At 42.1% G+C, this 17568-nt stretch carries 9 protein-coding genes and 1 riboswitch; of the genes, 4 read left to right on the plus strand and 5 right to left on the minus strand.

Translation table 11 applies throughout. The features are described 5' to 3' along the window. Window positions 1–11: 11 nt before the first annotated feature. Window positions 12–1190 (minus strand): YecA family protein, encoded by a 1179-nt coding sequence (locus tag HLI_RS08435; RefSeq protein WP_128524583.1) that lies wholly within the window; start codon window positions 1188–1190, stop codon window positions 12–14. Window positions 1191–1410: 220 nt separating this feature from the next. On the opposite strand from HLI_RS08435, the gene HLI_RS08440 reads away from it, so the two are divergent. After that, a complete protein-coding gene (locus HLI_RS08440; protein ID WP_128524584.1) occupies window positions 1411–2115 on the plus strand; it encodes a DUF421 domain-containing protein in 705 nt (234 codons plus the stop codon). A gap of 594 nt (window positions 2116–2709) precedes the next feature. On the opposite strand, the gene HLI_RS08445 is transcribed toward HLI_RS08440, so the two are convergent. Together HLI_RS08445 and HLI_RS22280 are read right to left on the minus strand one after the other, a co-directional pair. Next, complete coding sequence (locus HLI_RS08445) at window positions 2710–12096, minus strand: BMQ_0737 family morphogenetic spore coat protein (RefSeq protein WP_128524585.1); 9387 nt, start codon at window positions 12094–12096, stop codon at window positions 2710–2712. Between the two features lie 849 nt (window positions 12097–12945). Beyond that, window positions 12946–13050: a hypothetical protein gene (locus HLI_RS22280; protein WP_206659646.1), complete on the minus strand. Its 105-nt coding sequence runs from the start codon at window positions 13048–13050 to the stop codon at window positions 12946–12948. A 418-nt stretch (window positions 13051–13468) separates the two neighbouring features. On the opposite strand from HLI_RS22280, the gene HLI_RS08455 reads away from it, so the two are divergent. The 3 genes from HLI_RS08455 (at window position 13469) to HLI_RS08465 (ending at window position 14307) form a co-directional block, all read left to right on the plus strand. Further along, window positions 13469–13618, plus strand: a complete 150-nt coding sequence (locus tag HLI_RS08455; protein ID WP_128526846.1) for an aspartyl-phosphate phosphatase Spo0E family protein — start codon at window positions 13469–13471, stop codon at window positions 13616–13618. Between the two features lie 210 nt (window positions 13619–13828). Further along, entirely contained in the window at window positions 13829–14083 is a 255-nt protein-coding gene (locus tag HLI_RS08460) for a hypothetical protein (protein ID WP_128524587.1), read from the plus strand. Further along, window positions 14080–14307 carry a hypothetical protein gene (locus HLI_RS08465; RefSeq protein ID WP_128524588.1) on the plus strand — a complete coding sequence of 76 codons (228 nt, stop codon included), beginning with the start codon at window positions 14080–14082 and terminating at the stop codon, window positions 14305–14307. Before HLI_RS08460 ends, HLI_RS08465 begins: the two co-directional genes overlap by 4 nt. 489 nt (window positions 14308–14796) lie before the next feature. Here the strand turns inward: HLI_RS08465 and HLI_RS08470 are convergent, their stop codons facing one another. Next, the gene (locus HLI_RS08470) at window positions 14797–16104 is read right to left on the minus strand and encodes an LLM class flavin-dependent oxidoreductase (RefSeq protein WP_128524589.1); all 1308 of its coding nucleotides are present in this window, start codon (window positions 16102–16104) and stop codon (window positions 14797–14799) included. Window positions 16105–16187: 83 nt separating this feature from the next. After that, window positions 16188–16940, minus strand: a complete 753-nt coding sequence (locus HLI_RS08475; protein WP_128524590.1) for a 3-oxoacyl-ACP reductase — start codon at window positions 16938–16940, stop codon at window positions 16188–16190. A gap of 143 nt (window positions 16941–17083) precedes the next feature. Continuing rightward, window positions 17084–17184: riboswitch (TPP riboswitch) on the minus strand. Between the last annotated feature and the right edge of the window lie 384 nt (window positions 17185–17568).

The raw sequence follows: 17568 nt of genomic DNA on the forward strand, positions 1-17568 counted from the left end.
GCCTCCTCTCTTTATTTTCCACAGCATTTTTTATATTTTTTCCCACTTCCGCAAGGACAGGGATTATTCCGCCCGATTTTTTTCGGCTGTTGAAATGGAAGAATGTTACTTTTCTTTTCATCAGCAGCTTCGGACTTGTTTCCCCTTGAGAGTTCAGTTGGTTTATAACCTTTTAGCATCCAAAGCCGAGTATGATTATTTGCGAAAATAAGAGAATCTGTCATTTCTTTTAAGACTTCAACTGATGGAATTTCAAACATTTCCTGTACATCTTCCAACAGCTCCTTCATGCTATAGTCTTCCTTAATCATGCTTTCATATAAACCGGCGATTTCCTCCCGTTCTTCTCCCTTTATATCATAATTCGCCCGCATAACTTGAAGAAAGGGCTCCATAGCTTCTGAAGGGCCTATCCTACCAGCCCCTGTCTGTAACAGCTGTTTTTTCGTAAAAGGATAAAAGGAAAGTTCCGAACGTTTTTTTTGTTCTTCTTTTAACACAGTAAAATCATCGACCTCTAAATCGGCATAGCCGTCATTTACGCTGACAATACCTCCGTGGAGGCTCTGATATGCACTTATGACGCGAAAATAGCGGAGACTCTCAACCTCTGTATCGGTATATTTTTCCAGCAAGGAAAGGAGATCCCTATGATTCAGGTAACCATAATAATGCAACATCCCTCTGGTGAGCTGAATCCATTCGGTATTCTCCTTCACGATTTGCTCCAGCTTCTGCCCTTTAAGCTGATGAAAAGCCTGAATCAATTCCTCCGGCAGAATCAGTACCCTGTTTCCCTCGTTCATCGCAGGAAAAGCGAGACTGTAGGCTACCAGGCTGCTGGCTTGATAGTAATTATAGGTTCGTCCACTTACATGCCCTTGCTTCACAATCCATTTTACAAGCTTATAACGCTCCTGATCCAGTAAATAAACAGAACGATAGAAGTGCTCGGGAAGTAATTTGAGGAGTTCCTGAACTAACTGCCTTTTATTCAACGAACTGAGTCCAGGGAAATCAAACTTCTTTCTGATCTCATCAAGCTCATTCTTGGTGAGTCGCATTAAAACAGTCTCCAGTTTGTCCGAATTGTCTGGATGATTCCAGAATTTCTCCTCCCGATTTCTTTGCATCTCCTGTTCACGTTCCCAGCCCTTCCTTAAGTTTTTCTCCAATTGTTTCTCGTTCACATATTCGTCCTCCTCGCCTTTTAAATGCACCCTGCCTCATACCAGCAATCCAACCTGTTTGTTTCCTTTATTTCCGTTTCACTATTACATTCATTCTATCAATTGAAAAGAGGAAATGAATCATTAAAAGATGTATTTTCTTAAAAAACGTGCTCCCTCGAGTAAGAAAAGGTGAGCCGTGCAAACTAAGAAAAGCTTACATTATAAAGGACGTGACCGTATGGATTTCTTTCAAGCCCAGCACAGCCTGACGACCATCGAATGGATACTCAGATCCGCTGTCGCCTATCTTTTTCTAGTGGCGGTCGCCCGCATGTTCGGCCAGCGAGCCATTTCCCAATTAAGGCTTATCGACTTTGTCCTGGCGCTAATTATTGGTAACATTATCGCCAACCCCCTGGCGGACCACGAAGTCAGCTTAAATGGCTCACTTATTACCACCCTCGCCCTCGTCCTTTTTTACATTGGAACAACCTATGGAACGTTAAAATGGAACACCTTCAACAAGCTTGTCACCGGCTCACCGATTCCCGTCATCCGAAACGGGGAGATTATTTATAATGGAATGAAAAAGGCCCGGATACCGATGGATCTCCTTTTAGAAGAACTGCGGAGGCTCCAGGTCAAATCGGTCGAAAACATCGGACTGGCTACATGGGAAGCCAGTGGCCAACTTTCCGTTTTCCTTAAACCTGAATTTGAACCCGTTACGGCAGGGGCCCTCCAGCTGACCGTACAACCATTTGATCTGCCACGAACGATCATTAAAGAAGGAAAGCTTTTAAAGGAAGAGCTGTTGGCGGTAGGTAAAAGGGAGGGCTGGGTAAAAGCGGAGTTGAACGCACGGTTCCATACCGAGTTGGAAGATGTGCTGCTCGCTACGATTGATGGGAAAGATCAGCTGCAGGTTTTTTATTATCGTTAGATACCCGCGAACTAGAAATCATAAAGCCAAACTACTATATAAGCAAAGCCCTATACGAATTTACTAACGGCTGGGGCTTTACCTTTTAATGGCTGTTCCATCACTTTACCACTCATCCGTTCAACCCATTGATGAAGAAGGCTATTATGCAGGGTCCCCATTAACTACACCACTTTATTCGTGTGCTACTCTATATATCTTTCGCAATTTAAGATTAAAAGAAAAGCCTCTCAAAAGTTTATGATCTCTTGAGAGGCTTGGAAATTTAAAAAATATTCCTAATCCATTCAAATTGTTCAGATGCGATCCCATATGTGAAGAAAGTTCATAGCTACTCTTTCAAGCTAAAAGAGTAGATCTTCAATAACCTTTCCATTAAAGTGTCACCTTTTTCACTTGGTATATTCAGCACTGAAATACAGTGTTTCCCCTATGATTTCCATCAAATTTTGAGGTATTAAAATAAAGTCAAAGTTGGTTGGATATTTATTATCAACTTTGACCTTATTCCCTTTGAAGTAAAGCTTAACGGATTGTGGAACGCCATCAGGATAAGATGATGAACAAAATATTTCTGCTAACTTATCATTTGCCTTAACTAAAGTTGCATCTAAAAATGAGCCTCTCTACATCAATGGAGATCTCTTTTTCTACGCATACCTGAATCCAATCTAACACACGTGTGACGCTTATACATATATCACCCTCTCGCTGCGCTTCCACCTCTTCACCTCTAGCTGAGTTGAACGTACCGTCTAATCGCACGGTTGCGTCAGTTTGAGTTTGAAGGCTTTGGTTCCAAAATAATCGAAGAATAACAGAGCTGAGATTTCCATTTCTACACTCAAGGTCTAAAGTACATTCACTTAAAGCGACGGAGCAATGGATAACAGTGTCTTGAGGCGCATACATGAGCACTTGATTATAAATCGTCCGTTGCACCGGATCACTCACACAAACTCCATTTGTACCCTCTATGGTAATGGTTACATCAAAAGTCATAGCTACATTTATGACCTGCAACATTACTTGATCTCCACTTGGCAGCTGCACTGATCTATTTTCTCTGCGATTTGGATTCCCGACCTCCCAGCACGTAAGATTCTCAACCGTACAGAATCCCCTTCGATCATCAAGCGAACACGGATCTCCTCCCCCATCCAGTTCAACCCGGACATAGGTCGTTTCACCGTTCACAACTTCAATAATCACCGTTTCTGTTTCATATCCGCGCCTTGAGATACGTAAGCGGTAGGTCCCCTTCGGCACATCTTCAAAGCGGAATAATCCTTCTTCATCTGTAATGGAGGAAGCTATAACGGTCCCGTTGGCATTTATCAACTCAACGAGGGCTCCGTGGATCGGGAAAGTAGTTTCCCGATCCACAACCTGACCGATTACCCTCCCCAGTGGAATCCGTTGGAGTGTTACAGCTAATTCCAGAACCTCGTTTGCTTCAATTACGATAGTCTGGGTTTCTGTAATATAATTCTCAGCATCTACAGATAGGATAAGCTCACCCGTTGGCAGACCTGTAACAATTACATCTCCATTGCTGTCTGTCACTCCAGAACCGATAAGTGTTCCATCAGGGAGATTAACAGTTACACTCGCTCCTGAAATCGGAACTCCAGTCATACGATCCCTTACATTCACTGACAACGTACCAGGTTCACCTTGAAGCACAACCGTAATCATCGTCGTTTGGCCAGCGGTGATCATTGCACTTACAACGGCAGTTTCATACCCTGGCGCTGAGACAACCACCCGATAATCCCCCGCTTCCAAGTTCAACACGGTGAATTCACCCAGATCATTCGCCAACAGAGTTTCCACAAGACGCCCTTGTTCATTGAAAATCTGTACACTGATCCCTTGTTCCATAATAGGGAATCCGTCTGAATCAAATACTTGACCTTCGAGTGAGCCGGTTAAGGAAGTTAACGGAATATCCACTCTCTCGGTGACATCTGATTCCACCACAACGGCACCCGTGCTCGGACCATACCCTATGGCGCTTGCGGTGATTGTATAAAGTCCGGGTGAAAGCCCAGTTACTGTATACCTTCCATTTGAATCAGCAGTGGTACTAGCTACCACGGTAGACGTATCCCCGATCACCCTCCTAATGACAAGATCTCCCCCGGTGATCCCCCGTTCCGTCGCCGAATCGTAAACAATTCCTGCTATCGCCCCCGGGTTTGGTTGGAGCACTGCATCTACTCCAGTCTCTTCTTCTCCTTGGGAAAGAATAACCCCTATAACCACACTCCCGAACCCAGCTGCGCTAAAGATTACAATGTGTGAACCCGGTGGCAGATTACCAATGACATAGGAACCATCAAATGCAGTTACCCCTGTTCCTAAGACCGTCTCATTTTGGTCGACTACACGTACCGTCGCTCCTTGAACGGGAAACCCATCATTTGATGTGACCGACCCACTGATTGAAGCCTGATCAGGCATTAGGAAAATATCGATGATCGTCACTTGATTTTCAATAACGGTTGCACCAACTGCTCCTCTTGCGTAACCAGTTAAAGAGGCCGTTACAGTATATTCCCCAGGGGCCACTCCGTTGAACGAATAGAAACCATCCTCATCAGTTACAGCATTGGCTACAGGTATAAGACTTTGGGCAGGAAACAATTGAACAACAGCTCCAGGGAGCGGAAATTCACCAAACGCATCCAATACTTGCCCTTCTAGCATTCCAGGTGATGGACGAAGAGCCGCATTAACGATCGACGTTTCATTTGCCGAAATGGTTGTTCCGATACTTGCTGTTTGGAAAGAAGGGTGGAAAAGTACAATCGTATTGTTTCCTGGACTCAGCCCTTCCACACGGTATCTTCCTTCACTATCCGTCTGAGTAACAACAACAAGAATACCGTTATCATCATAAACCGAAACCCTTGTATCCCTTAGTCCTTCTCCTGTAACTGAAGAAGTGACTATCCCCTCTACAGCTCCTGCATCAGGAGAGAGAGCGAGTGTAACCATTGTCGTTATACCTGCCACAACAGATACTGTTGCGGTTTGTGATCCGGAGGAAGGGCTGAACGCAGTTACCGCGTATACTCCTGGGGTTATCCCCATTACTAAAAATTCCCCGTTGCTGTCTGTTGCGGCAGTCTGAACAATGGGTCCTGTCGGAGAAAATTGGCGGATGACAACAGTAACACCGATGAGTGGATCCCCGGTAGAATCATTGATTACGAGACCTTGAATGTTACCAGGGTTTTCACTCAGTGCAAAATCTGCTTGTGTTAATTGATTCGACACAATGTCCACGTCCTGAATCCCGGTTCCGAACCCTGAAGCTGAAACAACGATTCGATAGGTGCCTGCTGATAAGCTGTTAAATTGGTACACCCCATCAGGGTCGGTCACAAGTGTGGCTACTAAAGCTCTCGTTGCATCAAAAATCTGCACTACTGCTCCAGATATGGGATCACCAGTACCCTCAGCTGTTACAGTTCCCGTTACTCCTCCCGGGTTAGCTACTAACGCCAGTGTTGTTGAAACTGTTGCATTTGGAGATAATAAAACAGCTGTCGAAGCTGTGCCATATCCAGTGGCTGCAGCTGAAACGATAACGGTGGTTGGCGGAAGGCCAGGTATAGAGAAACTTCCATTTTCATCGGTTACTGTATTCGTGATTGGGAGTCCATTTATATCGGTTACGGTAACAACTGCTCCGCTAATAGGAGCAAGTGTATCCGCATCAAAAACTTCACCGATGATTCGTGCAGGATTCGGGCTTAAAGGAACGGATAAAAATGTAGTCCCTCCAGATTCAACAAGAGCTCCTACAGTTGTCGCCGCATAATTCGATGCCGTAATAGAAAGTTGATAAGTTCCTGGAGAAAGACCCGTTATGAAGAATCCCCCCTGGGAGTCTCCCAACACGGTTTGAATAAGATTTCCCGCTTGATCAAACACTTTGATCTCGATGATGGAATTCAATATCGGCATTCCCTCTTCATCTGTTACAACGCCAGAAATACTGCCGACCTCAGGGGACAAAGCAATATCCGCCGTTGTCGTTTGCCCGCTTTCAACTAGAGCACCCACGGTTGTTATTGCATAACCAACTGCAGAGCTAGAGATAGAATAGGAACCAGGAGCTAGCCCTCCAATCACATAATTCCCATTTTCATCAGTCACCACAGACGCTACAACAACAGGAACACCTGCAACCGTCCTTGCAACCGTAACGGCGCCAATAATCGGCAAACCCGTTGTAATATCCGTTACTTGCCCATGAATATTGCCCGGGTTAGGGGTCAGAACAAAATTAACGTTGTTCAATTGTTCACCAGGAGTTAATATAATGCCCCCAAGAACAGTAGAAAACCCTGGTGCGCTTACAATTACCTGATGATTCCCTGGAGGCAGATTAGACAGGGCATAATTCCCAAATTCATCTGTAACCGTTGTCCCTAACACTGATTCATTTTGATCAAGTACACGCACTGAAGCATTCGATATAGGATTTCCCGAGGTGGAACTGACATTTCCTGTAATCGTTGCAGGGTTCGGAAGTAAAATAATCGTCGAGCTGCTCGTTTGATTGGAAAACACGCTGATACCTGTTTGCCCAGTCGAGTAATTTTCAAAAGTAGCGATGAGGTTGTAGGACCCAGGTGATAACCCAGACAAAGAAAAGCTGCCGGTACCGTCAGTTACTAGCGTAGCGATCGGTAATAAACCTGAGGAAGGAAATACCCTTACAGAAGCCCCAATTAACGGATTCGCTTCAGAATCGAGCACCTGACCGGTAATCTCTCCTGGATCTGCTATTAAAATCGCATTAACTACGGCTGTTTCATTCGGATTCGTCATAAGGCCAATCGATTGAGTCTGATAGTCCGGCCGACTAAACGTAATCGTGTACTGACCAGGTGTAAAATCTTCAATTCGATATGAACCATCTACTGCGGTTTGGAAGGAACCAATCAGTACTCCATTCGTGTTAAACAATTGAATAAGCACGTCTGGTAACGGATCCCCTGTATTTGCGTCAGTCACAGTCCCGTCAACATTTGAAACCAACTGGGTTAATGTGAAATTTTGTGTAACCGTACTCCCAGGTTCAAGCAAAACAGAAGCTGTCTCTGTACCATAGACTGCGGCGGTTACAATAATTGTAAAAGACCCTTGTGGCAGTGAAGGAACCAAGTATCCTCCATCTCCATGAGTGATTGCCGTTGCAATAACAGGGCCAGCCGCTGTAAACTGGCGAACCACTATTTCAGCACCGACAATAGTGTCCCCATTTTCATCAGTGACCAGTCCCTGTAGGGTAGAAGGATTAGGATCTAATGCAAAACTAGCAGTGGAAGTTTCGTTGGGTTGAATGGAAAAGCTAATGAGTTGATTGCTGTAGCCAGTTAAACTGGCTACGGCTGTATAACTCCCCGGAGAAAGGTTGGTAGCTACATAATTTCCTAAGGCATCGGTTACCGTAGAGAATGTAAATGCCCCTGTTTGATCAAAGATTTGAATACTCGCTCCCGTAAGAACGGCCACAGTAACTCGGTCGATGACGCTCCCACTCACTGTCCCCGGGTTCGGTTCCAGTGACAAGGTTGTCGTTGAGGTTCCTCCCGCCACAAGAAATACAGCCGTCGATGCGGAACCAAAGCTTGTGGCTGAAGCGGAAACATTATACGTACCAGCAGGCAGGTTGTCGATTCTGAAATTACCTTCTGAATCCGTGAAGGCCGTACCTACAATGACTCCAGTAACCGGGGAGGTTACTGTCACGGCGCTTCCGCTGATTCCCATACCAGATTGGGCACTGATAACCTCCCCCGTTAATACAGCCGGTGAGGCATTCAGAGGAATAACGGTTTGCGTCACCTGCCCCGCTTCTACCAGGACTCCTACCGATCCGGTTTGGTAACCTGGTGCAGTGGCCGTAATGATGTACGTACCCGGTAAGACATCCAGAAACAAGAAACCACCATCAGGATTTGCGAGAATGGTAGAGATGACAACATTAAAATCATTCAATAAGCGTAATTGCAGGTTTGCACCAGTAATCGGGTTTCCGTTCGAGTCGACCAACTGTCCTTCAATTGACCCTCTTAACTCTGACAAGTCAATATTAGCGTTCGTTGTCGTGTCGCTGACGACTACTGCTCCAGCGGTTTGAGTGCCAAACCCTGTTAATGATGCTGTAACCGTATAGCTCCCCGGTGCCAAACCGGTAACAGAATAGTTACCAAATGAACTCGTCGTAACCGTAGCTACAATTTGATCTGCCGCACCAGCTTGGCGAACGATAACAATGGCATTAGCGAGTGGATTTCCTGTGTCCACATTCGTGACCTGCCCGCTGATTGCGCCAGGGTTTGCAACCAAAGCAAAATTCACATTCGTAATACTTGCACCTGGTGTCAAAATAACCCCGGATACTACCTGGCTGTAGCTGGGAGCTGAAACAACAATGGTTAAGGCGCCCGCCGGTAAATTGCTGACAGAATAGAATCCGCTGTCATCAGTCCCTGAAAGACTTATAGGAACTTCATTCGCATCCAATACGGTAATAGTGGCGTTAGGAATTGGATCTCCACCTTCATCTACTACCAATCCAGAAAAAGAGGCAGGATCAGCAATCAAGGTAAAATCAACGATCGCTGTGTCGTTTGCATTAACCGCAGCCCCTGCAGCAACCGTCGTATAGTTAAGAGCACTAGCTGTAAGAATATAGCTTCCCGGAGCTATATTCTTAAATTCATATACTCCGTTTACATCTGCTAACACACTTGCGATAAAAACGTTACTCGCCGTGTAGAGCTGGACAATGGTGTTGGATTGCATTGGCGTAACCGTTCCACCGATAGCCCCTGGTGAAGCTAAAAGAGACAGGTTGACAACCGTCGTAGTATTAGAAAGGACAATCGCTCCTCCAACCTTGGTTTGAAAACCTTCTGCACTTGCAATGACGTTGTAGTTCCCTGGTGCCAAACCATTCACCGAATACTGCCCCAATTGGTCCGTAATTGCGGTGCCAAGCTGCACATTGTTTTGATTAACAAACTGGACAATGGCGCCTCCAATCGGATCTGCCGTCGAATCGGAAGAAATGATCCCCTCGATAGCTCCTGGATTTGGTTCCAAAGAAATAAGGATGCTCTCCTGCCCCCCAGGTGGTACGGTAACCGTCGCGAAATTCGTTTGGAAGGATGGCGCGGAAGCTAAAACTGTATAGGTTCCTGGAACCAATTGATCCACCAAAAACTGTCCGCTCGTATCCGTAAACGTCGATTGAACGACTGCCCCATTGACATCCAGAACTCTGACTTCGATCTGAGCCCCTGTAATCGGATCCCCAGTCTGCTGGTTAATGACCGTACCAATGATTGATACAGGGTTAGGCTCTAAGGTAAAGTCTGCTGTGCTCGTCATGTTGGCTTGGATAAAAACACCTTGGGAAGCGGCTTGGAAGTCCGTGGCAGTAGCCGTGATGGTGTAGGAGCCCGGTGATAATTGAGGAATTGTGTAAAAGCCACCCTCATTTGCTACCCCTGTACCGACCACAGTATCTCCTACACTCGTTCTTACCGTGATCACCGCTCCAGGGATCGGATCCAGGTTTCCCTCCGTAACAGCCCCCTCCAGAATGCCTGGATTCTCCAATAAAGTGAAGTTTACTATAGTCGTTTGAAATTCAGTCACTAGTGCACCAAGTGCCTGGGTCTGGAAGTTCTCAGTAGAAGATCGGACCGTATAATTTCCAGGAGAAAGGTTCGGAAACGTATATTGCCCTGAACTATCACTAAGGGTAGAAGCGATAGCTATTCCGTTAAGAAGCAGCTGCACAACAGCACCGCTTATGGGCTGATTATTACTATTTTCTACCGTTCCTTGAATGACACCCGCGCGCAGGGTGAGCTGCGCATCCAGCATCGTCGTTCCATTTGCAACGATGATTACCCCAACCGTTTGGGCTGCATACCCCGATTGACTAATGGTCACCGTATAAGAACCTGGCGGAAGATTATCAATGGTATAGTTACCCACCCCATCCGTAAGGGCTGTCGCGATGGTAATCCCACTCTGGTCGATCACCTGGACAGAAGCCCCCTCAATAGGGTCTCCTGTTGTATTGTCTGTGACTTCACCAGACAACGTTCCTGGCTGATCGATCAAAGTAACATTCTGTATGACGGTTTGACCCTGAGCTACCGTAAATCCAAGCAAACTAGTTTGGTACAAAGGTGCTGATGTCCTCAGCGTATAGGTTCCAGGGGCCAATTGATCGATCGTATACATGCCTAAAGCGTCAGTCGTTGTAGTCGCAATGACGTTATTAGCGAGATCCAGCACTTGAACGGTGGCATTTGGTATCGCGACATCAGCTTCATTCTCGACTGTCCCCGTAACCGTTCCCGGCGAACCTGCAAGTTGAAAATCTTCTACCGTAGCAGCATTAGACTCAACCGTTGTCCCCCGTGTTTGAGATTGGTAAGTCGAAGCACTAACCGAAAGAATGTATGTGCCAGTTTGAACGGTGTTAAACGTATATTTCCCTTGAGCATTCGTCATCTCTGTTGCAAGAACCGTATTAAAGTTATCAATCAAAAGAACTTGTGCTCCCGGAATAGGCATGTTTCCAGTCGCAGTGGCTGTTCCCGTAATCGAACCAGGGGCCGGTGTCAACAACAAATCGACGACTTGGGTTTGCCCCGCCGCTACTGTAGTGGAACGAGTCGCCGTCATGTAATCAGAAAAAATGTACGTTAACGAATACGTCCCAGGAGTCAGTGAAGTGAAATTGTAGGTTCCACTACCGTTTGTTGCTGTCGTCGCAATTAGTACATTCATAGCATTCCGCAACTCTACCGTAACTCCGGTTAAAGGAAGCCCATTCACCCCCGATGTAACTTGCCCTGTAATTGCTGCAGCGGATTGAACATTTACAGTATTCGATACCGTCTGAACAGGCAGCTGCCCCCCTGTAAAATCATCAAATCCTGTTGCCGTGACTGTATTCAGCGTTCTCGTTCCGGGGGTTGTAAACGTACCAATAACACCATACGTCAATGTCGCGGTCTGACCAGGATTTAAATTCCCAACATTCCAGGACAAGGTACCTGTGGAGCTGTTAAAAGCTGTCGACCCCAATGATGTAGAAATACCATTTACATTAGTTAACTGATTAATCTGGAAAAGATCATTGATGAACACCTGCCTCGCTATAGATCGACCAGAATTCGTTATAGTGACTGTCTGTGACCAAGTCCCTTCATTCCCATTTAGTAAACTGGAAGGTCCAGAAGTAATAGACTTGGAGACAGATAACTCTGCACGAACATCTACATCTTCCGGTGGGACGGGATTCGTCAAAGAGTTGACGAATTGAAAGCCTTCACTTGTACGTAGCGAATCTTTGTTATAATTATTCGCATTCGCTGATGAAAAAATAATAAATTGAAGCGGTGTGCTTTCTGTAATCCCTAACGTCTGGAAAAAGGTACTCGCTGAAAACTGAAAATCTAAAAAATAATCCGGGTTCCCCCCAAAATTTGAACCATCATTCGTCAAAGTAGCACGCGCCACATCAAAATTGACGATCGGTCTTGAATAGTTCGGGGCTCCTTGACCATTCGTTCCTTCTGCTTGATCGTTCCAAGAGTTGAACTGCCTTACTGTATTTTGAACAAGATTAATGGTGCTACTCAGACCATTGACGTTTACCAGCCAGTCATACACCCCTGGCGTCCCTGAGGTATTAACAAGCATCCCCCAGGCAAAGTTTCTAAAACCAGTGGACTGACTGTTCACCGGATTTGTATTTAGCCTTATCCGAAAATAAATGTTCTGGCCGTCGTATGCGAAGAAAGCGGCGGGAAACTGTGTATTGCCCACGATATCCGTAGAGCTTGGAGCTTCATCACCTACCACGTCAAAGATAGGTTGAGAGCCTATTAATAAAGGTTGGAACTGATTATTAGACGGAAATGCCATACATTTGCTTCCTCCTTTTTTGCGTTTTGATATTGATATTAGTCTATTTTTACCCTGGCTTTTTGACTGTCCGCTTGCCCAGTTTTTCTCGACAACTACAATGGAGTTTCTTATAACGGTGATTTGTCCAACTGAATTTCGAGTGGCCACGTTTTCGATAAAAGATGTAACCACTTGAAAAAGAAATATAAAAAAACCACTCAAAAGTTATAGAACTTTTGAGTGGTCTATTAAATTTATAGCCAACAACATGCATATGTGTAATCTCCCTTGAAAATCCCCATTTAAATTGACTCGAACATCTACCATAACGAGCTATCTTAGCCCCACACTCGCGTTAAGATCGGCCTACCAAGTATCGATTGAGAACTAAGTCTCTAACTACTTATACTTAATAGACTCGATAATATCCATAAAAAAAGTCCCTCAACAATTAGAAAATTTGTTGAGAGACTTTTCCTTGAAACATTTTCTATTTTTCGAATGACATAAAGTATGTCATTAATTGATTAACAGAGGATATAAGCCCATCACATTAAGTTTGGGCGTTATTATATCATGCCCCCCTTTCACTAGGCTATTTAATAGGACAATAATAAGCCCCACAGGACTTTGTTATATCAAGGTTTCCATCGCAAAGTTAATTTATAAACTACAATAAGTTTTAATACTTTATGAACAATATACAGTCATAATCCAGTCCCCAAAAACATTACCTAAAATTCAGATTAAAAGAAATGGATCTTTAATCGTTTGGACTAATGCATTTATTAGGTTCACAAACTAGGAGTAGTTCCTAAAGTCTGAGGCTTTATCTTCATCCGTTCAACCCACTGATGGAGAAGGTCATTATACCAGGGCGATTTTAATGGCCACTTCTTCATTATAGGTATGGACAGTTAAATTACGATCATTTACCATTTCTAACGCCAGAACGGCCTCTTCATCCTCCAACAAGTGAACCTCTCTACAACTGCGAATTACCAAGGGACTGACCCAAAAATTCTTTTTTTAATCAATTCTTAAATGATTATTTTTGAGATGACGCGGAAGCGTTGTATGTAGCTTATATCCATGATTTGGGGTAGTACCAACGAAGCTCTTCCTTTGTTAATTATATATCTTAAGAAAGCCTCTATATGTAAGCGATTTTTCTTTATTTTTAATGATTTATTACGCTTGATGAACCCCAATTTTATTCTGTCAGGTATAATTCCCCCTTTAAAATAACTTTTATGTATTTTCGAGGCCTTTTCTAATCTGATTTTGTCTAGTCATGACTAATCTTGTCTAAGGTATTTCAAATTAAACTAAATCCCTCCATAATAAATCTCATGTTATTTCAATAAAAAAGGAGGACTTTATATTTTTGGTGAAGGTAGAAGAATGGCTGTTGCAGTGTATAAATAAAAAAAGACAGAAAATGATTAAGTTAGCTTTGGACAAGGGGTTTACAAGTAAAGAAGCTGTTAAATGTAGTCAAGAGTTGGATCAGCTATTGAATTTATACAGCGCGATATAATCAAAATTACATATTGTGGGTAGTAAAGCAGTAAAACACCGCTACATAGTCTGTTCATTTGTCGCTAGAAAAGCACTACCTCTTTTAGAAAGTAAACAGTTTAATCTCTAAGTAATATTGAATCAAATTGCAACATAGACGCTCTGAGAAACAGTCAAATTTAAGACTGTAAATTATTTTATATAGGAAAGGGAAAGGAGAAACATATTTATGCAAAGTAAAGATGAATGGATAAAGAAAAATATAGAATCTCTTTTTGAACTATTACCTGATGAATCTGTCATAGGGGAACCATTCTGGACAATCATGGAGAAAGATTCAGGTTATGAACAAGGTGTGAACGGTAATTATATTAGAATGGAGGGTAATGTTACCCCCTTATTTTTTTCTAAGAAAATGGCAATTGAAGCCTCTAAAAGGTTAAGAAAAGAAGGAGTAGTTAGGGGGTTTCTCAATCACATTTGAAACATCTTATTGCACTATCGGAGGAAAAAATAGGAGACATGAAACTATGTTTAATATTATTGGAAGAAACAAAAGCGATGGTAGTAGAACCCAAGTTACTAACTGATTATTTTTTGCTTGATCAGCATGAAAGCCTTCAAAATTCTGCCCACCAATTCATAGGAAGAGCTTCAAAACAAACACTCAAGGAAGAATATTGGACTTTAAACAGAAAGTTTATCTAAACACTTGATTACAGCCAAAGGAATGTACCATCTGCGCCATATTTTTTACCAGCAGTTCCCACGAAATTTACCACTTGCTGTCACCTTATTTACAATAGAAGAACGTCACCGACTCTGAAGTAAAAAAGCCTAATCCACCTTTTCTTTACCGAGGAATTAGGCTTTGGTCTTCCGCAATCGCGCCAATTGTGAAATATCATTTTCTATTGAACAGTATATTTGTACGGCGCAGCACATGCAAATGGATTTTTTGTTTTTTCGTCTTTCTACTTGAACATTAGCGCCCGATTGCAGAACTGATCATCAATGTATTTTCCATCTTTTTTTATTTGTTATTTCTTCACCTTTTTTATTATTATATCCTATTACATAAACATTGTCTGAATCAGTAAGTCCAATTATATTACTCTTACGAGAAGATTCTTAAGTTTTTATACTAATACCAACATCTTACATCTTCAACTAGTACAGTCATTTTATAATAATTTATTATGTTAATCCTAAATGTTCACGGAAGGTATGACCTTCATATTTCTTTCTGAAAATACCTCTTTTTTGCATTTCAGGAACAATTAGTTCAACAAAGTCCTCTAAACTACCTGGTAATGTAGGAGGCATAAGATTAAATCCGTCAGCCACACCAGCTTCAAACCACACTTCCATCTGATCCACAATTTCTTCGGGTGTACCTATCAGCGTGTGATGTCCACCGCCTGCATTGAGATATCCTAATAATTCTCTTACTGTAGGTTGTGTATCATTAATAATTTCCAGGATCGTTTCGTAGCGTCCAACTGGACCAGTAAATTCTTCTACTGGAGGTAATTGAGGTACTTCTTTGGCCATTTCCCAATAAGAACAGTCTTGTTGGATAAAGTAACTCAACTGTTTTAAAGATGTTTCAAGAGGTAATTGCTCATCTAATGCTGCTTTTTCAGCTAAAGCTTCTTCATGAGTATGACCTACATAGGTTACTAAGCCTGGAAATACTTTAATATGTCTATTGCTGTCTTCGCTTTGTTTAACTTGTTCATCTAATCTTTCACGAAATTTTTTTGCTTGCTTTAAGTTCCACGACACTGAATAGACTGCATCGGCATATTTTGCGGCTAATGCAATGCCTTGTTTAGATGCCCCTGCTTGCATTGACACTGGTTTGCCTTGCGGACTTTCTGGCGTAGTGGATGGGCCATACACTTTAAAATAAGTACCATCGTGATTAAAAGGCTGAATGTTTGAAGAATTTATCAATTTTCTTTCTTCTCGGTTATATAGAAACTCATTACTGTCCCATGAAAGAAATAACTTATTCATTAAGGCAGCGAATTCATCTGCCTTTTCATAGCGTTTGTCATGAGAAGGTAGTTCTTCCATACTATGATTTAACGCCTCTAAATCATTCATTGACGTAACGAGATTCCAACCAACACGTCCTTTTGTAATATGATCTAAACTTAATAGTTGTCGTGAAGCTGTGAAAGGATTAGAAAAAGTACTTGAAATTGTTGAAACTAATCCCACGTGATTTGTCACTTGAGAAATAGCAGTTAAATTGACTACTGGATCAAACCAAAATGCTGGCATATTACTAGAATCTTTACCTGGAAATGATTGATTATCAGCAAAGAATACAGCGTCAAAATAACCTTTTTCTGCTAACTGTGCTAAAGATTGATAATAAGAAATGTCTCCAATACGTTCAACGCTTGAGTCAGGCATTAACCAAGCAGCTTGATGGTGCCCGCAACCATACAGCAAAACACCTAAGTGTAGTTGTTTTTCTTTAGTTTTTGTCATTTGTTTACACCTCAAAACACATCATTATTGGTTGTCTTGTACACTCCTTTTTTTCGAAGGATTATCTATGGTATTTTAAGCTATTAGTTCATTGTCAAACCGCCATCTACTGTGAAATTTTGACCAGTAATACCGTTCGCATTTTCCGAAGATAGATAAGCAACCATATTGGCTACATCTTGAGGTGTGGTCACCTTCTTCAATGGAGTTGATTGAGCAATTATATCGAATACTTCTGGCGTTGTAACAGCACTGGCGTCAGTCATTTTTAATAAACCACCTGAAACTACATTCGCTTTTATACCATATTGTCCTAATTCAGAAGCGATATTACGTGTAAAACCTATTAATCCAGCTTTAGCTGTTGTATATTCGTGGTAGGGTACAACAGGATTTTGGTATAAATTAGTACCTATACTTATAATACTTCCATTTTGTCTTTCAATAAATTGAGGTATGACGCTTTGAACTACGTTGAAAGCTGCTTTTAACGTACCATCTAGTTGTTTTTGATAATCCTCCCAAGTTAGTTCTGTGAAGTTTTTTTGTTTATTTGGATCAAATTTGAAGTCTACTAATGCATTGTTGACTACAACATTTATTTGACCAAGATATTCCATTGCTTTTTTTATCAATTTATCTACTTCTTTACGATTTGTTACATCAGCCTGAATTGCAATAGCATTCTCTTCCCCAATCTCAGAAACGAGCTTTTCAGCAGCATCTTTGCTTTTGTAGTAATTGATAACCACTTGAAACCCTTGTTGTGCCAATGTCTTTACAATAGTTGCTCCTAAACCTCTACTACTACCTGTTACTAATACTGTTTTAGTCATCCCAATAACTCCTATATTTTTAATTTTGATAAAACTTAAATAATAAAATAAAAAATACGCAACCTTCCCATAGGAACATAGGAAAGTTGCGTAAAAACAAATAACTACATATCAAGAATAAGGCACAATCGCCCTTTAAGTATGTATTAGAGTTTACACTTCCCTACGCTAGTTTCAGCTAGTTCAGGTTCAAAGGGTTTGAGGGAAAACTCATCTCAGTTAAATAACACCCCTAGTGCATATATTTAAGTTATATTCCATGTTATAGTTTTAAAAAATATATGTCAATGAAATCTGGCTAGTCAAAGTATTTCTATAACTTGTTATTCTAAAATTAACATGTTAGATTTTCTTTCATATACGAAATTATTTGTTTCGCAGTATTTAGTCTACTACGTAATACAAGAGTTACCCCATAATCAGTCCCCTTTGCAAAAGGCTGACCTTATTAAAGCTCAATCCGATTTTTATAACATTTTGATTCTCCAAACAATGGCTATATTCTCTTATAATCATTAGGATTGCAGTGGTAAACGACATGTCATTCTTTGGTACACACTTCTAGTTACTTGGTAAATAAAATAATTGAAGATAAGATGTAAGATCCCCTGTATAATCGCCTTTCCAA

This window comes from Halobacillus litoralis (assembly GCF_004101865.1).
Lineage (GTDB): Bacteria > Bacillota > Bacilli > Bacillales > Halobacillaceae > Halobacillus > Halobacillus litoralis_A.

What these genes read in the sequence shown, in the direction of transcription:
- HLI_RS08440 (WP_128524584.1), top strand. Translation starts at nt 1,411, where the DNA reads ATGGATTTCTTTCAAGCCCAGCACAGCCTGACGACCATCGAATGGATA.
- HLI_RS08445 (WP_128524585.1), bottom strand. Translation starts at nt 12,096, where the DNA reads ATGGCATTTCCGTCTAATAATCAGTTCCAACCTTTATTAATAGGCTCT.
- HLI_RS08460 (WP_128524587.1), top strand. Translation starts at nt 13,829, where the DNA reads ATGCAAAGTAAAGATGAATGGATAAAGAAAAATATAGAATCTCTTTTT.
- HLI_RS08470 (WP_128524589.1), bottom strand. Translation starts at nt 16,104, where the DNA reads ATGACAAAAACTAAAGAAAAACAACTACACTTAGGTGTTTTGCTGTAT.
- HLI_RS08475 (WP_128524590.1), bottom strand. Translation starts at nt 16,940, where the DNA reads ATGACTAAAACAGTATTAGTAACAGGTAGTAGTAGAGGTTTAGGAGCA.